The 18024-nt window shown below is 70.2% G+C and carries 19 protein-coding genes; 14 read left to right on the top strand and 5 right to left on the bottom strand.

Annotated elements, in window-relative coordinates; genetic code table 11:
- The first annotated feature begins 38 nt into the window (after nt 1-38).
- Genes ASD34_RS11880 through ASD34_RS11870 form a run of 3 tightly spaced genes read left to right on the top strand, consistent with a single transcriptional unit; the run spans nt 39 to nt 2268 of the window.
- The gene (locus tag ASD34_RS11880) at nt 39-704 is read left to right on the top strand and encodes a lysophospholipid acyltransferase family protein (RefSeq protein ID WP_056578038.1); all 666 of its coding nucleotides are present in this window, start codon (nt 39-41) and stop codon (nt 702-704) included.
- A 5-nt stretch (nt 705-709) separates the two neighbouring features.
- Complete coding sequence (locus tag ASD34_RS11875) at nt 710-1657, top strand: phosphatidate cytidylyltransferase (RefSeq protein ID WP_200937585.1); 948 nt, start codon at nt 710-712, stop codon at nt 1655-1657.
- The gene (locus ASD34_RS11870) at nt 1645-2268 is read left to right on the top strand and encodes a YdeI/OmpD-associated family protein (RefSeq protein WP_082548588.1); all 624 of its coding nucleotides are present in this window, start codon (nt 1645-1647) and stop codon (nt 2266-2268) included. The genes ASD34_RS11875 and ASD34_RS11870 overlap by 13 nt, the downstream gene beginning before the upstream one ends.
- 19 nt (nt 2269-2287) lie before the next feature.
- Here ASD34_RS11870 and ASD34_RS11865 read toward each other — a convergent pair whose 3' ends face one another.
- Nucleotides 2288-2911 (bottom strand): Crp/Fnr family transcriptional regulator, encoded by a 624-nt coding sequence (locus ASD34_RS11865; protein WP_235510039.1) that lies wholly within the window; start codon nt 2909-2911, stop codon nt 2288-2290.
- A 283-nt stretch (nt 2912-3194) separates the two neighbouring features.
- Between ASD34_RS11865 and ASD34_RS11860 the strand changes: the two genes are divergently transcribed.
- From ASD34_RS11860 to ASD34_RS11830, 7 genes are read left to right on the top strand one after another with little or no spacing between them, the layout of a single operon-like run.
- Nucleotides 3195-4256 (top strand): porin, encoded by a 1062-nt coding sequence (locus tag ASD34_RS11860; protein ID WP_056577538.1) that lies wholly within the window; start codon nt 3195-3197, stop codon nt 4254-4256.
- Nucleotides 4257-4279: 23 nt separating this feature from the next.
- A complete protein-coding gene (locus ASD34_RS11855) occupies nt 4280-6391 on the top strand; it encodes an acetate--CoA ligase family protein (protein ID WP_056578034.1) in 2112 nt (703 codons plus the stop codon).
- A gap of 29 nt (nt 6392-6420) precedes the next feature.
- Nucleotides 6421-7419: a Bug family tripartite tricarboxylate transporter substrate binding protein gene (locus tag ASD34_RS11850; RefSeq protein WP_056577535.1), complete on the top strand. Its 999-nt coding sequence runs from the start codon at nt 6421-6423 to the stop codon at nt 7417-7419.
- Between the two features lie 52 nt (nt 7420-7471).
- Nucleotides 7472-8860 carry a DUF1254 domain-containing protein gene (locus tag ASD34_RS11845; protein ID WP_056577532.1) on the top strand — a complete coding sequence of 463 codons (1389 nt, stop codon included), beginning with the start codon at nt 7472-7474 and terminating at the stop codon, nt 8858-8860.
- Between the two features lie 5 nt (nt 8861-8865).
- Nucleotides 8866-10200, top strand: coding sequence for a DUF1254 domain-containing protein (locus ASD34_RS11840; RefSeq protein ID WP_056577528.1), 1335 nt, complete (start codon nt 8866-8868; stop codon nt 10198-10200).
- A complete protein-coding gene (locus tag ASD34_RS11835) occupies nt 10197-11474 on the top strand; it encodes an alkyl sulfatase dimerization domain-containing protein (protein ID WP_056577525.1) in 1278 nt (425 codons plus the stop codon). Before ASD34_RS11840 ends, ASD34_RS11835 begins: the two co-directional genes overlap by 4 nt.
- Nucleotides 11475-11497: 23 nt before the next feature.
- Complete coding sequence (locus tag ASD34_RS11830; protein ID WP_056577521.1) at nt 11498-12499, top strand: Bug family tripartite tricarboxylate transporter substrate binding protein; 1002 nt, start codon at nt 11498-11500, stop codon at nt 12497-12499.
- A 13-nt stretch (nt 12500-12512) separates the two neighbouring features.
- Here the strand turns inward: ASD34_RS11830 and ASD34_RS11825 are convergent, their stop codons facing one another.
- Both ASD34_RS11825 and ruvA read right to left on the bottom strand, forming a co-directional pair.
- The gene (locus ASD34_RS11825) at nt 12513-13409 is read right to left on the bottom strand and encodes a hypothetical protein (protein WP_056577517.1); all 897 of its coding nucleotides are present in this window, start codon (nt 13407-13409) and stop codon (nt 12513-12515) included.
- Nucleotides 13406-13978 (bottom strand): Holliday junction branch migration protein RuvA, encoded by a 573-nt coding sequence (ruvA, locus tag ASD34_RS11820; RefSeq protein ID WP_056577514.1) that lies wholly within the window; start codon nt 13976-13978, stop codon nt 13406-13408. The genes ASD34_RS11825 and ruvA overlap by 4 nt, the downstream gene beginning before the upstream one ends.
- 20 nt (nt 13979-13998) lie before the next feature.
- Between ruvA and ASD34_RS11815 the strand changes: the two genes are divergently transcribed.
- The 3 genes from ASD34_RS11815 to ASD34_RS11805 are packed head-to-tail and all read left to right on the top strand — an operon-like array spanning nt 13999 to nt 16054.
- On the top strand, nt 13999-14955 hold the full coding sequence (locus tag ASD34_RS11815; RefSeq protein ID WP_200937573.1) for a PhoH family protein: 957 nt from the start codon (nt 13999-14001) through the stop codon (nt 14953-14955).
- A gap of 1 nt (nt 14956) precedes the next feature.
- Nucleotides 14957-15424 (top strand): rRNA maturation RNase YbeY, encoded by a 468-nt coding sequence (gene ybeY / locus ASD34_RS11810; RefSeq protein ID WP_056577511.1) that lies wholly within the window; start codon nt 14957-14959, stop codon nt 15422-15424.
- 12 nt (nt 15425-15436) lie between these two features.
- Nucleotides 15437-16054: a class I SAM-dependent methyltransferase gene (locus ASD34_RS11805; protein WP_056577508.1), complete on the top strand. Its 618-nt coding sequence runs from the start codon at nt 15437-15439 to the stop codon at nt 16052-16054.
- Here ASD34_RS11805 and dtd read toward each other — a convergent pair.
- A complete protein-coding gene (gene dtd / locus ASD34_RS11800; protein ID WP_056577504.1) occupies nt 16026-16469 on the bottom strand; it encodes a D-aminoacyl-tRNA deacylase in 444 nt (147 codons plus the stop codon). The two genes, ASD34_RS11805 and dtd, sit on opposite strands and share 29 nt — an antisense overlap.
- Nucleotides 16466-17380: a cation diffusion facilitator family transporter gene (locus ASD34_RS11795; RefSeq protein WP_056577501.1), complete on the bottom strand. Its 915-nt coding sequence runs from the start codon at nt 17378-17380 to the stop codon at nt 16466-16468. Before ASD34_RS11795 ends, dtd begins: the two co-directional genes overlap by 4 nt.
- A 149-nt stretch (nt 17381-17529) precedes the next feature.
- On the opposite strand from ASD34_RS11795, the gene ASD34_RS11790 reads away from it, so the two are divergent.
- Complete coding sequence (locus tag ASD34_RS11790; RefSeq protein ID WP_056577498.1) at nt 17530-18024, top strand: FecR domain-containing protein; 495 nt, start codon at nt 17530-17532, stop codon at nt 18022-18024.

The following is an 18024-nucleotide window of genomic DNA, read 5'->3' as shown; positions in this document are numbered from 1 at the left end:
ACGACAGCAGCAGCGACGAAGGCGCCCGGCCAGGTGCCATCGTGCGCCGCGGCCTCGCCGTGGTGGCGGGCCAGCTCATCATCGGCGTGGCCGGCCTGTTGACCGGCGTGCGCGCCCTCTGGTCGGGCACCACGCCCAAGGCCGAGCAGACGCTGTACTTCGCCAACCACACCAGCCACGGCGACTTCGTGCTGCTGTGGGCCACGCTGCCCTCCGACCTGCGCGCGCTCACGCGGCCCGTGGCGGGCCAGGACTACTGGGAGGCCTCGAAGCTGCGCAACTTCATCGGCAAGGACGTGTTCAACGCGCTCATGATCCGCCGTGACGGCTCGGGCCAGGGCGGCAACCCGGTCGACCAGATGAAGGAGGCGCTGGAAGGCGGCGACTCGCTCATCATGTTCCCCGAGGGCACGCGCAACACGGGCGACGACATCCTGCTGCCGCTCAAGAGCGGCCTGTTCCACCTGGCGCGCGCCTGCCCCACCGTGCGGCTGGTGCCGGTATGGATCGAGAACCTCAAGCGCGTGCTGCCCAAGGGCACGCTGGTGCCGATCCCGCTGGCCTGCACGGTGCGCTTCGGCGCGCCGATCCAGCTCGAGGAAGGCGAAGACAAGGTTGCCTTCCTTGCCCGCGCACGCACGGCCATGCTCGACCTGCGCCCCGAATACGACCGCATCGAGCCCAACGGAGGGACCGCCTCGTGATCGAAATGTCCCCCTTCGCCTGGACCACCTTCAAGCTCTTCGGCGGCGTCTTCGGCGTGCTGGTGCTGGCTTCTTCGATCGGCGCGCTGCTCAAGTGGCGCGTGGCGCACGGCCAGCCGCACTCGGTGATCGACAACCTCAACTCGCGCGTCAACGCGTGGTGGGTGATGGTGGCGGTGATCGGCCTGGCCTTCGCCTTCGGCAAGGGCGGCGTGATCGTGCTTTTCTACCTGATCTCGTTCTATGCGCTGCGCGAGTTCATCAGCCTGGCCTACACGCGGCGCGGCGACCACGGCGCCATTGCGCTGGCCTTCTTCGTCGCGCTGCCGGGCCAGTACTTCCTGATCTGGATCGACTGGTACGGCCTGTATTCGATCTACATCCCGGTCTACGCCTTCCTGCTGCTGCCCATCCTGGCGGCCGTGGGCGGCGACACGCAGCGCTTCCTGGAGCGCACCTCGAAGATCCAGTGGGGCCTGATGGTGTGCGTGTTCTGCATCAGCCACGTGCCGGCGCTGCTCACGCTGCAGATCCCGGGATTCGAAGGCCGCAACCTGCTGCTGATCGCGTTCCTCGTCATCGTCGTGCAGGGCAGCGACGTGCTGCAGTACGTGTGGGGCAAGCTCCTCGGCAAGCGCAGGGTGGCGCCCGAACTCTCGCCCTCGAAAACCTGGGAAGGCCTGATCGGCGGCGTGGCCAGCGCCACCGCGCTGGGCGCGGCGCTGTACTGGGCCACGCCCTTCAACCCATGGCAGGCCGCGCTCATGGCCTTCATGATCTGCCTCTTGGGCTTCTTCGGCGGGCTCGTGATGTCGGCCATCAAGCGCGACCGCGGCGTGAAGGACTGGGGCTCCATGATCGAAGGCCACGGCGGCATGCTCGACCGGCTCGACTCGGTGATCTTCGCGGCGCCGATCTACTTCCACGCGCTGCGCTACTGGTGGGTGCCGTGAGTCCGGCGGCGAAGAAGACCGCGGCCAAGGCGGACCGCATCGTCGACGACACGCCGCTGGAATGTGCCGACGCCGCCGCACTGCTGCGCTGGTACAAGAAACATCACGCCACGCACGCCGGCGTCTGGCTGCGCATCGCGAAGAAGGCCAGCGGCATCGCCTCCGTCGACCACCCCGAGGCACTGGAGATCGCGCTGTGCTTTGGATGGATCGACGGCCAGCGCAAGAGCCAGGACGCGCAGTTTTTTTTGCAGCGCTTCACGCCGCGCACCGCGCGCAGCACCTGGTCGAAGATCAACCGGGACAAGGCACTGCAGCTCATCGACGACGGCCGCATGCAGCCCGGCGGCCTGGCCGAGGTGGCGCGCGCCCGCGCCGACGGCCGATGGGACGCGGCCTACGACGCCGCCAGCGTGGCGACCGTGCCGCCCGACCTGCAGGCCGCGCTCGACGCCAACCGCAAGGCCAAGGCCTTCTTCGCCACGCTCGATGCGCGCAACCGCTATGCGGTGCTTTTCCGCACGCAGGGCGCGAAGAAGCCCGAGACACGCGCTCGGCGCATCGCGCAGTTTGTCGATATGCTGGCCAAGGGCGAGAAGATCCATCCCTGAGACGATGTGACGCCTGGAATCACTGCGGCCCGGTGCCGGTCGCGATGATCGCCAGCTGGTCCGGGTCCACGATCCGGATGCGCTTGTAGCTCATGTCGATCACGCCTTCGGCGACCAGGCGGCCCAGTTCCTTGTTGATGGTCTGGCGCGACAGCCCGAGCATGGCCGCCAGGTCGTTCTGCGACAGGCGCACGGGCAGGCTCGCGGCGGCCTTCACCTGCATGCCGTAGAAATGGATCACGCTCATCAGCGTGGCCGCCACGCGCCCGCGCACCGAGTTGAGCATCTGGTTCTGCAGCAGCACCACGCTCAGCCGCTGGCGCCTCAGCGCCAGCTTGGCCACGTCGCGCCACAGCACGGGCTCGGCGTCGAGCAGCGAGATCACCGCGTCGCACGGCAGGTGAACGATCACCGAGTCTTCGTGCGCGTGGTAGTCGTAGGGCAGCGGCACGTCGGCGAGCAGACGCACCAGCGGCGCCACCTGGCCGGGGCCGAGCAGCGCGTTGACGTACTTGCGCCCCAGTGAACTCATGCTGCTGATTTCGAGGCAGCCCGACACCACCGCGAGCAGCTCGCGCTTGTGGCGGTCGCTCGCCAGCACCTGCGTGCGGCGACGGTAACGCACGAGGCGCGCCGACTTCATGAGCTCGGCGCGGCGCGCGTCGGGCCAGTGCGAGAAGAGCTCGTTCCAGCGCAGCGCGCGGTCGAGCAGGTCGGCGCTCTCTTCGGCGTTCAGCGCACTCTTGGGAATGGAAACAGTCTGTCGGGCCAGCGGGTTCTCCCTGCCTTGATGTTCACGAATCTGTCAAGGCGTTGACAGATTCGGCGGGTCTTCATTTCTATCGTAAGCCCCGGGCATCGACAAGCACACAAGCGGCACCGCCCTGCACCCGCAAGCGGCACGCCACACCCGGAGACAACACCAGATGATGAAGACCACCACCGCGGGCCTCGCGCTCGCGGCCTCCACCCTTGCGTTCGCGCAAAGCACCGTCACCGTCTACGGCACGGTCGACCTCTACGTGGCGCACGCCAAGTCGGGCGCCGCGTCGTCGACGCGGCTCGAGGACGGCGGCCAGACCGCCTCGCGCATCGGCTTTCGCGGCACCGAAGACCTCGGCGGTGGCCTGGGCGCGCACTTCACGCTGGAAAGCGGCTTTGCGCCCGACACCGGCAACGGCACGCTGCCCGGCCCTGCGATGTCGTTCAGCCGCCAGTCCTTCGTCGGGTTCTCGGCACCGTGGGGACAGATCGACGCGGGCCGCATGTACACGCCGATGTTCTATGCGCTGTTCAAGGCCGACCCCTACGGCCTGAACTCGGTGTTCTCGCCCATCAACCTCGTGGCCGCCACCGACGCGCAACCCGGCCTCACGCCCTTCGCGGCCCGCGCCAGCAACATGGTGCGCTACCGCACGCCCGCCAGCATGGCGTTCTTCGCCGACGTTGCCTACGCACCGGGAGAATCGAGTGCGCCAAGCCACCAGAGCGGCAACGTCTATGGCGGCAACTTCGGCTGGTCGCGCAAGCCCTACTACATCGCCTATGCCTTCCAGCGCGCGCGCTCCGGCTCGGCGGCGGCGCCCGTGGCCTCGCCCGCCACCACGACCTACCAGGCGTTGACGGGCTCGTACGAGCTGCCGTCGATCGGCCTGCAGCTGTACGCCAGCTATGTGCGCAACGCCTCCAGCCTGCCCCACGTGCCGACCGCCAAGCTCGTGAACCTGGGTGCCACCTACAACGTGACGCCCACCTCGAACCTCATCTTCGGCGCCACGCAGCGCAAGGTGGCCGAGAGCGACCGCTCGCAGCTGGCGTGGACGCTGGGCTACGACCACTACCTGAGCAAGCGCACCGTGGTCTATGCGCGCTGGCTGCGCCTGCTGAACCGGCACGGCGCCTCGGCCTCGCTCGGGACCATTCCGGTGGTCGCCAACAGCGGCAACGACGTGCGCGTGCTCGCCACCGGCATCCGCCACAACTTCTGACTTCCGACACCTCCGACATGCCCATGGACTTCTTCTCTTCGCAAGCCGAATCCCTGTCGGCGCTGTTCGCGCCACGCGCCATCGCGGTGGTCGGCGCCTCGTCCAACGCGCAGAAGATCGGTGGCATTCCCGTCGACTACCAGCGCCGCTTCGGCTTCGAGGGCGCGCTGTACCCGGTCAACCCGAATGCCGACCGCATCCAGGACCTGCCGGCTTTTCCGAGCCTGCGCGCCATCGACCAGCCGGTGGACCTGGCCATCCTCGCGGTGCCGTCGGCGCTGGTCGACGGCGCGCTCGACGACGCCATCGCGGCCGGCGTGAAGGGCGTGGTGCTGTTCTCCTCGGGCTTCGCCGAAGTGGGCGCCGAGGGCGCGGCGGCGCAGGCGCGGCTCGGCGACAAGGCGCGTGCCGCCGGCGTGCGGCTGGTCGGCCCCAACTGCCTGGGCTTCATGAACGTGGCGCGTCATGTGTACGCGACCTTCTCGCCGGCCCCCGGCGGGGGACTCGTGAAACCGGGGCGCATCGGGCTGGTGAGCCAGTCGGGCGCGTTCGGTGCCTACGCCTACGCGATGGCGCGGGCGCGCGGCGTCGGCCTGTCGCTGTGGGCCACCACCGGCAATGAGGCCGACGTGCAGGTCGCCGACTGCCTGGCCTGGCTCGCGCAGGACCCCGACACCGACGTGATCATGGCCTACATGGAAGGTTGCCGCGACGGCCCCCGGCTGCGCGCGGCGCTGGCCCTGGCGCAGGCCCACGGCAAGCCGGTGGTGATGGTCAAGGTCGGGCGCACCGCGCTGGGCGCCGAGGCTGCCGCCTCGCACACCGCCTCGCTGGCGGGCGACGACGCGGTGTACGACGCCGTGTTCCGCCAGTACGGCGTGCTGCGCGCACGCAACCTCACGGAGTTCTTCGACCTGGCCCACAGCGCGGCCGTGGCGGGCCGCCCACGCGACCGCTCGATCGGCCTGTTCACGGTCTCGGGCGGCGTCGGCGCCCTGATGGCCGACGACGCCTCGGCGCAGGGCCTCGATGTCCAGCCGCTGAGCGAGGCCGCCCGGGACACGCTGCGCCGCTGGGTGCCCTTCGCGGCGCCGCGCAACCCGGTCGACATCACGGGACAGGTGACCAACGACATGACGCTCATCGAGCGCACGGCCCGCGTGATGCTCGACGACCGCGGCTTCGCATCGTGGATGGGCTTCCTTGCGGCGGCCGGCGCGTCGGACGCGTTCTGGCCGGTGCTGCGCGCGCTCGTGACGTCGCTGCGCGAGGCCTACCCCGACACGCTGCTGGCCGTGAGCACGCTGCTGTCGTCGGAACGCCGCGCCGAGCTCGAGGCGATGCGCTGCCTGGTGTTCGCCGATCCGTCGGACGGCATCCGGACGATCGCTGCGCTCGCGGGACTGAAGCCGGCGGCGGCCGCGCCTGCAGCGCCTGCGCCGATCAAGGCGTCGTTGACGCTCGCGCCCGGCACGATGTCCGAGCCCGATGCGCTCGCACTGCTGGCCGAAGCCGGCGTGCCGGTGGTCGCACACCGCGTGGTGCGCAGCGCCGACGAGGCCGCAGCGGCCGCCGATGCGCTCGGCGATGCCGTCGTTGTGAAGATCGTCAGCGCCGACATCCCGCACAAATCGGACGTCGGCGGCGTGGCGCTCGGACTGCGCGGCGCGGCGTCGGCGCGTGCGGCCTTCGAGCGCACGCGCGACCACGCGCTCACGGCGCGGCCCGAGGCGCGGCTCGACGGCGCACTGGTCGCGCGCATGCTGACCGGCGGCGTCGAATGCATCGCCGGCGTGCACCGCGACCCGGTCTTCGGCCCGGTCCTGATGTTCGGCCTGGGCGGCATCCACGTCGAGACGCTGCGCGACGTGTCGCTGCGCGCGCTGCCCATCACGCGCGACGACGCGCTGGCGATGGTGCGCGAGCTGCGCGCCTTCGCGATCCTGAACGGCGCGCGCGGCCGGCCGCCGGTCGACCTCGATTCGATCGCCGATGCGCTGTGCGCGCTCGCCGACTTTGCGCAGCGCGCGGGCGACTCGCTCGACAGCGCCGAGATCAACCCGCTGATCGCACGCCCGCAGTCCGAGGGCGGCTGCGTGGCGGTCGACGCGCTGGTCGTCGGCCGCGCGCCCTGAAGCACAACAACAACCACCGGAGACATCGCATGACGACATCGAAGAACGGACTCGGGCACGCACTCGGCGCGGGCGCGGCACTGGTGCTCGCAGCCGGCACGGCAGCGGCAGCCACGGAGGCCTCCTTCCCCTCCAAGCCCGTGCGCATCATCGTGCAGTACCAGGCGGGCGGTTCGACCGACATCCTCGCACGGCTCGTGGCCGAGGGGCTGTCGAAGCGGCTGGGCCAGCCCGTGGTGGTCGAGAACCGCAGCGGCGCGGGCGGGATCATCGGCACCGACTACGTCGCCAAGAGCCCGCCCGACGGCCACACGCTGCTGCTGACGGTGCCCGGCCCCGTCACCGCGAACCTGGTGCTCTACAGCAAGCTGCCCTACGACCCGCGCACCGACCTGCGCATGGTGTCGGACATCGCCACCACGCGCACCGTGCTGGCGGTGCACCCGTCCATCCCCGCCACCGACTTCAAGAGCCTCGTCGCCGCCGTGAAGGCCGCGCCCGGCAAGTACTCGATGGGCTCGTGGGGCCCGGGCACGCAGCCGCACCAGGTGCAGGTCTACATGGACAAGGCCTACGGCCTGCAGACGATGCACGTGCCCTACAAGGGCGAGAGCCCGATGGCGATCGACCTGATCGGCGGCGTGATCCAGATGACCGTGGGCTCCGTCACCACGCTGCAGCCGTACATCAAGGCCGGCAAGCTGCGCCCGCTGGCCGTGGCCGGCACCCGGCGCGCCCGCGCGCTGCCCGACGTGCCGACTTTCGCCGAGCAGGGCTACGCCGACGAGGTCTACGCCATGACCGGGCCGACCTCGCTGATGGCGCCGGCGAAGACGCCCGATGCCATCGTCGAGCGCCTGGGCCGCGAGGTCAGCGCGGTGGTGCGCCAGCCCGAGGTGAGCCGGCGCATCGAGGAACTCGGCGCCGAGCCCGTGGGCAACCTGCCGCCCGAAGCCACCGCGGCCTACAAGGCCTTCCTGCCCGTGACGCTGAAGCTCACGCAGGCCACGGGCGTGAAGCTCGATTGAACCGTCTTCCCACCTCTCCCTCTTTTCGAACCCCAGCTCCGAGGTCTTTTCCATGAACGCTCCCGTCTCCACGCCCGACATCGCCGTCGCCCGCAAGGCGCTCGCCCGCTCCATCGGCCTGGCCGCCTTCGTCTACGGCTATCCGCTCACCGAGACCTACCGCACCTGCGCCATGCAGACCGCACCGCGCGCCGAACGCCGCCCCGGCGCCTCGGCCGGCTCGGATGTGCGTGCGCCGATGAACACGCTGCACCACGCGCCGCGCCCCTCGACCGACCAGGACCGCGACGTGGTCACGCCCGCCAACGACCTGCTCTACACCATGGCCTGGCTGCACCTGGCTGATGGGCCGATGCTGCTCACGGTGCCCGCGTCGTCGCGCCATCCGGGGCGCTACTTCGTGCTGCCGCTGTACGACGCCTACACCGAGAACTTCGAGAACCTCGGCCCGCGCAACTGCAACCCCGACGGCGAGACCGTGGTGCTCGTCGGCCCCGGCGGCACCGTGCCTGAATCGCTCGCGGCCCACCGCGTGGTGCGCTGCCCGACGAACCTCGTCTGGCTCATCGGCCGCATCCTCGTGGGCGACGAAAGCGACTGGCCGGCCGCGCGCGCGCTGCAGTCGGAGATCCTGCTCGCGCCCGCACCCGGCACCGTGCTGCAGGGCCGCCCCGCCGCGATCGAGCAATGGGCCGGCCCGCTCGAGGACGCCATGGCTGCCGCCTTCGAGCACGGTGAACCGGCCGCGCAGGTGGCGCCGCGCTTCTTCACCAACGTGTGCCACGCACTGGCCGAGGCGCCGGGCCGCGTGGAAGACCGCGCGCTGGTCGCCTGGTTCGGCCAGGGCGGCTTGCTGGCGAACGCGGCGTTCTCGTGGGACGCGCTGGAAGCACCGCTGCGCGAAGGCCTGATCGAAGGCTTCGCCGACGGGGTGCAGCTGGTCGGCGCGGTGGGCCGCAACCGCCGGCCCAAGCCCTGGTCGATGACGCCCGCCACCGGCCGCTACGGCAACGAGTTCCTCGGCCGCGCGCGCACCGCCTACCTGGGCCTGGGTGCACTGGCCACCAGCGAAGCCGTGTACGCCGCCGCGCACCACGACGCCAACCAGGAACCGCTGGACGGCCAGCGCCGTTATGCGATGCGCTTCGAGGCCGGCGAGCTGCCGCCTGCGGACGCGTTCTGGTCGGTCACGCTGTACGACAGCGACCGCTTCCTCTACCCCAACGAGATCCGCCGCCACGCGATCGGCGACCGAACGCCCGGCCTGCATCGCGCCGCCGACGGCAGCCTCGAACTGGTGGTGAGCCACGCGCGCCCCGCCGATGCCGCCAACTGGCTGCCCGCGCCGGCCGGGCGCTTCTACCTGATCCTGCGCATGTACTACCCGCGCGAAGGCGTGCAGAGCTGGCGCATTCCGGCACTGCAAGCACAGCAGGACTGAGCACGATGCAGCCGCACACCGACACCCTGCACGCCGTGGCCGAAGAGGCCGTGGTCTACGCCTACCCGCTCTACGAGATGTGCCGCATGCGCGCGGCCACCTCGCCGCAGCGCACCGACACCGCCGGCGAGGCGCCGAAGCCGCAGCGCTGGTGCAACGTGTTCACGCACGCCCGCCAGCTGCTGCGCGCGGGCAAGAGCCGCGTCGTCACGCCGAACAATGACACGCTCTACACCAACGCCTGGCTCGACCTGGGCGAGGGCCCGCTCGTGATCGACGTGCCCGATACCGCCGGCCGCTACTACGTGCTGGGCCTGCTCGATTTCTTCACCAACCCCTTTGCCCACCTGGGGCAGCGCCTCACCGGCACGGCGGCGCGGTCCTTTGTGATCACGCCGCCGGGATGGCGCGGTACGCTGCCCGCCGCCTTCCACGCGCCGGGCGCGCGCATCGAGGCGCCCACGCGCTGGCTGTGGATCATCGGGCGCCTGCTGGTCGACGGCCCGCACGACGTGCCCGTGGTCAACGCGCTGCAGGACGGTTTTCTCGTGCGCACGCTGGCCGACTGGCAGGCCGGCCGCGCCTCGGCGCCGCGCGCCTTCGATCCGGCCTGCGACCCGAAGGCGCCGCTCACGGCCGACCACTTCGCCGCGCAGGTGAACGCGGCGCTGCGCGACAACGCACCGCCAGCCGGCGATGCGGCGCGGGTCGCACGCTACGCGGCACTCGGCATCGGACCCGACGCGAGGCCGCTCGATGACAGCCAGCGCGCCGCGCTGCAGGCCGCGCTCGACACCGTGCTGCCGCGGCTGCGCGAAGCGAACTCGGGCCGCACCACGGCCACGGGCTGGGTGCAGATGCCGCTGGTGGAAGGCTCCTTCGGCGACGACCACCTGGCACGCGCGCTGGTCGCGCTCAAGTACATCGGCATGCTCGAAAGCCGCGAGGCCACCTACCCCATGGCCTGGCACGACGCCGCAGGCGAGCCGCTCACTGGCCAGCGCCGTTACACGCTGCGCTTCACCCCCGATGCGCTGCCGCCGGTCGACGCGTTCTGGTCGCTCACGATGTACGACACGCACGACTACATGCTGGTCGACAACCCGATCGACCGCTACGCCGTCGGCGATCGCACGCCGGGCCTGCGGCGCGATGCCGACGGCGGGCTCACGCTGCACATCCAGCACGCGCGTCCCGAGCGTGAAGCCGCGCTCGCCAACTGGCTGCCGGCACCCGAAGGCCGCTTCTACCTCTGCCTGCGCGCCTACATGCCGCGCGCCGAGCTGCTCGACGGCCGCTACCTGCTGCCGCCCCTCACCGTCACCAAGGACTCCGCATGACCGCCACCGTTGAAAAGCCGCAAGCAGCAGAAGAAAAAGAGAAGCCGTTCCTCATCGTCGGCACCGGCACCGAGACCGTCGCGCCGGGTCTGCACATCCTGCGCGGGCAGGGGCAATCGTTCGTGGCCGAGACCGACGCAGGCCTGGTCGTGATCGATGCCGGCCCGGGCGGCTCGGTGACGCAGGGCATGATCGATGCGCTGCGCCAGCTCAGCGACGCGCCGGTGCATGCGCTGTGCTTCAGCCACGGCCACATCGGCTACAACGCCGGCGTGCCGATGTGGCTGGCCCATGCCGCCGCGCGCGGCGATGCGCCGCCGCGGATCATTGCGCACCGCAACGTGCCGCGCCGCCTGGCACGCTACGGCGAGACGATGGCCCTGCAGCACCGCATGGCCGAGATCCAGTTCAACCGCCCGCCGGGCTTCTTCGACCACCGGCTGGTGACGCACCCGCCCACCGAGACCTTCGACGATGTGCTGCAGATCGGCAGCGGCGAGCGCCGCATCGAACTGCGCTGGGCGCCCTCGGAAACCGACGACGCGATCGCGCTGTGGAGCCCGGCGCAGCGCGTGCTGTACGGCGGCGCGGCGCTGATCGATTCCATTCCCAACATCGGCACGCCCTTTCGCACGATGCGCGACACAGTGCGCTGGGCCGACACGCTGGAGGCGCTGGCGGCATTGAAACCGCGCAAGGCGGTGCGCGAATTCGGCGCCACGCTCGAGGGCGAAGACCAGGTGCAGCACGTGCTCGTGCACACGGCCCGCGCGCTGCGCTGGCTGCGCGCCGAGGTGGTGCGGCTCATGAACGAGGGGCTCAACGAGCGCGACATCCTGGCGCGCATCCGCTTTCCCGACGAGCTCTTCGCAGTCGACTGGATGAAGCCGACCTACGGCGACCCCGGCTACATCGTGCGCGACATCTACCGCTCGGAGAACGGCTGGTGGGACCGCAACCCGACCTCGCTGCACCCGGCCGCGCCCGAGGCCATCGGCCGCGCGGTGGCCGACGCCATCACCGACAAGCGCGGCGTGATCGCCCAGGCGCGCGCACTGGCGGCAAGCAAGCAGTGGCAACTCGCGCTGCATGTGATCGACCTGCTGGCCACCGCCGAGGGCGACGCGCTGGAGATCGCCGAGGCGCGCTCGCTCAAGGCCGAATGGCTGCGCGAACGCGCACGCGAGGTGCCCAGCTACGTTTCGCGCAACCTGTACCGCGTGGGCGCGGACATGATCGAACAGGGCACGCAGGCGCGCTTCGGCATCCGCTGAGACTTTTCCCGGAGACACGGACCATGACAAACACACAAAGCTTCCGCTTCGGCCTGCGCACGCTGGTCGCCTGCACCCTGGCCGCGCTGGCCGTCGCCGGCCACGCGCAACCGAACGCCGCCGACACCTACCCCGACAAGCCCGTGACGCTGGTCGTGCCCACCGCGCCGGCCGGCGGCACCGACACCATCGCACGGCTCATTGGCGACGGCCTCGGCAAGATCCTGAAGCAACCCTTCGTGGTCGACAACCGCCCGGGCGCCAACGGCATCCTCGGCAGCGAAGTGGTGGCGCGCGCCACGCCCGACGGCTACCGCCTGCTGTTCACCTACGCCGCGACGATGGTGGTGAACCCCAGCCTCTACAAGAAGCTGCCCTACGACCCGCTGAAGGACTTCGTGCCGATCGCCCAGGTCGGGCGCGGCGGCAACCTGCTGCTGGTGCGCAAGGACCTGCCGGTGAAGACCATCCAGGAGTTCGTCGCCTACGCCAAGGCGCGGCCCGACAAGCTCAGCTACTGCTCGTGGGGCGCCGGCTCGGGCGGCCACCTGGCGATGGAAAGCCTGAAAAAGCAGGCCGGCCTCGTGATGACGCATGTCCCCTACAAGGGCAGCGGCCCCTGCGTGCAGGACCTCGTGGGCGGCCAGGTCGATGCGGCGTTCGCCGACATCTCCTCCACCGTGGAGATCGTGCGCGCCGGCCGCATCCGCGCGCTGGCCAACAGCGGCCCCTCGCGCATCCCGATGCTGCCCGACGTGCCGACCATGACCGAGAGCGGCTACCCCTTCACCACCTACGCCTGGTACGGCGTGCTGGCGCCGGCCAGGACGCCGCCCGTCGTCGTGAAGAAGCTCAACGAGGCCGTGAACCAGGTGCTGCGCGATCCCGCGGTGGTGCGCCGCATGCACGAGTTGAACTTCACCGACCTGCCGCAGAACACGCCCGAGCAGTTCGCCACCACCATCCGCAACGACCTGCGCGACTGGGGCGCGCTGGTGAAGGACATCGGCCTGACGCTCGAATGAGCAGGCGAGTCGCTCAATCCTCGTCCATGACCCGCGAGCGGCCGAACCAGAAGCCGAGCACGAGGCCGACGGTGCCGGCACCGATGCCGCCCCACAGGCTCAGGAAGGTGTAGACGTTGTAGCGCCCCGGATGCTGCGCGAGCGCACTCGCCAGCGCGGGTTCGTTCAGGCCGCCGAGCCCGCGCGCGGCGGCGTAGTCGAAGCCGGCGGCGCCCAGGAAGTTCGGCGCCACGAGGATCGGCAGCGCCGCGAAGAAGGGAAACCATGCGCCGCGCACCCGGCGCCAGCGCATCAGGATCGCTGCGACGAACAGCACGGCACCGATCACGATGGTGCCGAGCATGAAGGGCTGGCGCGCGAGCGGCAGCAGCCAGGGCCAGATCCACGGCAGCGGGTACAGCGGCCACTCGGCGCGCGGCGCGAGGCCCCCCGGCCGTGCGACGACCGACCAGCCCAGCGTGTCGAGGCCGCTGAACACCAGTGCCGACAGGCAGGCGATCGCCGCGACGCTCAGGCACACGCTGCGAAACGGGGATGCGCTGCCCTGCAGGAAACCGGGGGACGGCTCCGGCGGCAATGCCGGCGACCGGGGCCAGCCCGACTGCCAGTGCCGCACGACGATCGACTGCGGCACCGGCGGCGGTGCCACGTCGCCGCGCACCAGCCAGTCGATGAACAAGAGGCCGACCGCAAACGCCATGACCGCCGTGAGCCATGCGCACACGCCCGGCATGTCGATGAACCCGGCCGGCGTCAGCATCGGCAACTGGCCGTAGGCCACGCCCGCGAAGCCGTAGAGCCAGATGATCGGCACCGAAAGAACCATGGCCGCGTGCATCAGCACCGCGTCGGTCTCGGTCGACTCGTGGCGCAGCGCCTGCGCGCGCGACCACGCCTCGCGCCAGCTCACTTCGCCAGCGCTTTCAGTGCCATCTTGATGCCGTCGCTCACGCTCGCGTCCTTCGGCAGCGCCTTCAGCGCGAGCGCGGCTTCCTTGTCGCTGTAGCCCAGCGCCACCAGCGCCTGCAGGATGTCGGCCTGCGCGTCGGACGCGGCATGCGCCGGCAGGCCGATGTCGGCACCCAGCTTGCCCTTGAGCTCCAGCAGCAGCCGCTCGGCGGTCTTCTTGCCGATGCCGGGAATCTTCACGAGCCGGCCCAGCTCCTGCGTGGTGATGGCCTGCGCCAGCTCGCCCACGCTCATGCCCGAGAGCAGGCCCAGCGCGGTGCGCGGGCCCACGCCGGTGATCTTGATGAGCTGGCGGAAGGCCGCCCGCTCCTCGGCGGTGCCGAAGCCGTAGAGAATCTGCGCGTCCTCGCGCACGACGAAGTGCGTGAGCAGCGACACCTTCGCGCCGACGTTGGGCAGGTTGTAGAACGTGCTCATCGGCACGTCGACCTCGTAGCCGACGCCGTTGCAGTCCACCACCACCTGCGGGGGGTTGCGCTCTGCGAGCGTGCCGGTCAGTTTGCCTATCATGGGTGCCCTTTTTCCTTGAAATGTCCGGCGTGATTCTGCGACACACCTTTACCCCCCTGAACAATTCGCGCCTCGGCCACCTGTGCGGCCCGCTGGATGCGCACCTGCGCCGCATCGAGGACGCCCTGGGCGTGAAGATCGCGCACCGCCACGAGCAGTTCAAGGTCGATGGCCCCAAGGCCACCGCGCAGCGCGCCATGGACGTTCTGCAGGCGCTGTACGAGATCGCCCAGCGCCCGATCGACCCCGCCGTGGTGCAGCTCACGCTGGCCGGCGACGGCTCGATGGTCGATGGCGACGACGATGCCGCGATGCTCGTCACGCGCCGCGCCGACCTGCGCGCGCGCACGCCTACGCAGGCGCTGTACCTGGACAACATCGCCAGGCACGACATCACCTTCGGCATCGGCCCGGCCGGCACCGGCAAGACCTACCTGGCGGTGGCCTGCGCGGTCGATGCGCTGGAGCGCGCGGCGGTGCAGCGCATCGTGCTCACGCGCCCGGCCGTCGAAGCGGGCGAGCGCCTGGGCTTTCTGCCGGGCGACCTGACGCAGAAGGTCGACCCCTACCTGCGCCCGCTGTACGACGCGCTGTACGACCTCATGGGCTACGAGAAGGTGCAGAAGGCCTTCGAGCGCAACGTGCTGGAGATCGCGCCGCTGGCCTTCATGCGCGGGCGCACGCTGAACAACGCCTTCGTGATCCTCGACGAGGCGCAGAACACCACGGTGGAGCAGATGAAGATGTTCCTCACGCGCATCGGCTTCGGCGCCAAGGCGGTGGTGACGGGCGACGTGAGCCAGATCGACCTGCCCAAGCAGCAGCTCAGCGGGCTGATCGACGCCGAGCGTGTGCTCAAGCGGGTGCCCGGCATCGCGACCACGCATTTCACGAGCGCGGACGTGGTGCGCCATCCGCTGGTGGCGAAGATCGTCGATGCCTACGACGGGCAGCGCAAGCGCGCGGGAGTCCACTGACATGGCGGCCGCGTTGCTTCCGGCCCTGTCGCTGTCGCTGCAGTTCGGGCGCTTCAAGGGCGTGGAGCGCCACCGCGCCGCGCTGCCGCGCCACAGCGTGAACCGCTGGATCCGCCACGCCCTGGACATCGACGGCGAGATCACCGTGCGCATCGTCGATGCCGAGGAGGGCCAGCGCCTGAACCGCGAATTCCGCGGCAAGGACTACGCCACCAACGTGCTCACCTTCGACTATGCGCAGGGCCCGGTCGTGATGGCCGACCTGGTGCTGTGCGCGCCCGTGGTGGCGCGCGAGGCAAAAGAAAACCGCAAGACCCTCGCCGCGCATTACGCGCACCTGCTGGTGCACGGCACGCTGCACGCGCAGGGCTGGGACCACGAGACGAGCGACGCCGACGCGGACGAGATGGAAGCGTACGAAGTCGAGATCCTCGCGGGCCTGGGCATTCGCAGCCCGTACGGGCGCTGAGCGGAGGTCGCGATGGCGTCGGGCACCGATCCCTGGCTGCCGCGCTGGCTGCCGCTGCTGCGCGCATGTGCCGGAGACGGGCCGGTGCTCGAACTGGGCTGTGCAACCGGCCGCGACACCGCCACGCTGGTCAAGGCCGGGTTGCGGGTGGTGGCGATCGAGCTGTCCTCCGATGCCTTGGCGCAGGCGCGGGAGCGCGTGCCGACAGGCGCCGCGTTCCACTGCGGTGATTTCCGCGAGGCCTGGCCACTCGAAAGCGAAGCCACGGTCGGCGCCGTGCTGGCGAGCCTGTCGCTGCACTACTTCGCGTGGGACGCAACGCTGGCGCTGGTGCGGCGCATCCACCGCGTGCTGCGGCCGGGCGGCGTGCTGCTGTGCCGCCTCAATTCGGTCAACGACCTGCACCACGGCGCGCGCGGCCCGTCGGCCAGCGGGCGAGACGAAGACTTCTTCTACGTGGTGGACGGCATCCCCAAGCGCTTCTTCGACCGCGCCGCGGTCGAGCTGCTGTTCGCCGACGGCTGGCAGCTGCAGCACCTCGAAGAGGTGCGCGTGCTGCGCTACGACGAACCGAAGGTGGCGTGGGAGGCCGTGCTGCGGCCTACGCCGTCATCTGCAGCGGGATCGTGACCGGCCCGTCGTTCAGCAGGTGCACCTGCATGTCGGCACCGAACTCACCCGTCGCCACCACGGGATGTGCGGCGCGCGCCTGCGCCACGAAGTACCCGTAGAGCCGGCGTCCCTCGTCGGGCGGCGCGGCGAGCGTGAAGCTGGGGCGGTTGCCGCCGCTGACGTCAGCAGCGAGCGTGAACTGGCTCACGACCAGCAGGCCCCCGCCGATGTCCTGCACGCTGCGGTTCATCTTGCCGGCGTCGTCCGAGAAGATGCGCAGCTTGAGGATCTTGGCAAGCAGGCGGTCGGCCACGCTGTCGGCGTCGCCGCGTTCGGCGCACAGCAGCACCAGCAGGCCGGCCTCGATGGCGCCGACGGTCTGGCCTGCGATGTCGACGCGCGCGTGCGCCACGCGCTGGAGCACGGCTTTCATGGGTGAGGGTCCTCGAGTCGGGTGGCGCGCGCTTCCATGGTGAGCGGCAGCAACTGAATGGTCACGCGCAGGCCGGGCACGGCGTCCATGAGCGCTTGTTCCAGTTCGTCGCGCAGGTTGGCGGCACGCTGCAGGGTCCAGTCGCCGGGCACGTGCATGTGCAGGTCGGCAAAGCGACGCTGGCCGGCGCCGCGCGTCACCATGTCGTCGAAGCGCAGCCGGTCGCCTTCGGCATGGCGCGCGGCAAAGTCGTCGAGCGTGGCGCGCACGGTGGCGATCGTCCCGGCGTCGAGCGCCTCGTCCATGAGGCCCTGCGAGGAGCGCCACACGAGCTTGAAGCCCTCGCGCACGATGTTGAGCGCCACGGCGATGGCAATCAGTGGGTCGAGCCAGAGCCAGCCGCTGAAATACACGGCCACGATGCCAACCAGCACGCCGACCGAGGTCCAGACATCGGTCATCAGGTGGCGCCCGTCGGCCTCCAGCGCGATGGAGCGGTGCGCGCGCGCCGCCCGGAACAGCGCGAATGCCAGCGCGGCGTTGAAGCCCGAGCTGAGCACCGACAGCGCCAGGCCCCAGCCCAGCTGCTCCAGCGGCTGCGGCGACAGCAGCCGCAGCACCGACACCCACAGGATGGCGATGGCGGCGGCCACGATCAGCAGGCCCTCGAAGCCGGACGAGAAGTACTCGGCCTTGTGGTGGCCGTAGGGATGGTCCTCGTCGGCCGGGCGCTCGGCGATGGTGACCATCGCCAGCGCGAACATGGCGCTCGCGAGGTTGACGCACGACTCCATGGCGTCGGAGATCAGGCCCATCGAGTTCGTCAGGTAGCCGGCCCAACCCTTCAGAAGGATGGTGAGCAGGGCCACCGCGACAGAGACGCGAAGCAGCGTTTTAGGGGTCAACGTCATGCAGAAAGAACGAGATCAGGTAAAAAGGGCCTGTGCGGGCGGGCATTACGTCGCAGGAATCGGCTGAATTATCAGCCGCGTGACCATATGTAACGCCTTCGCCCTAATATTTGCGCTCATTGCGAAAGCAATCAGTCACAGAGAAGCAAATGATGAAGAACTTTTTGACCGCCGCCCTCGGGCTCGCCATCGTCGGCGCAGCCACCCTGGCTCAGGCCCAGGCACCCGCTGCTGCTGCGCCTGCAGCCGCAGCAGCGCCCCAGCAGGCCGGGTTCGTGAAGTCGGTGCGCGGCACCGTGCAACTGCTCGACGGCGCGGGCGCCACGCGCACCGCAGCGCCCGGCGACGCGCTCGGAGCGGTCGATCGCATCGTGACCGGCCCGGATTCGTCGGCGGCCGTCGTGCTGCGCGACAACACCACGCTGATGGTCGGCCCGTCCTCGCGCATGGACCTCAAGGAATTCCATTTCGACGGCACCACCCGCGAAGGCGGCATGCTGGTGTCGCTGCTGCGCGGTTCGATGCGCATGATCACCGGCCTCATCGGCAAGACCAACCCCGACGCCGTTCGCGTCGAAACCCAGACCGCCACCATCGGCATTCGGGGCACGGACTTCATCGTGCAGACCGACGGCCAACCCTGA

It is taken from the genome of Variovorax sp. Root473 (genome assembly GCF_001426505.1).
Classification (GTDB): domain Bacteria; phylum Pseudomonadota; class Gammaproteobacteria; order Burkholderiales; family Burkholderiaceae_C; genus Variovorax.
The sequence above is the reverse complement of the archived record's forward strand: the minus strand, read 5'-3'. Positions and strand labels throughout refer to the sequence as shown.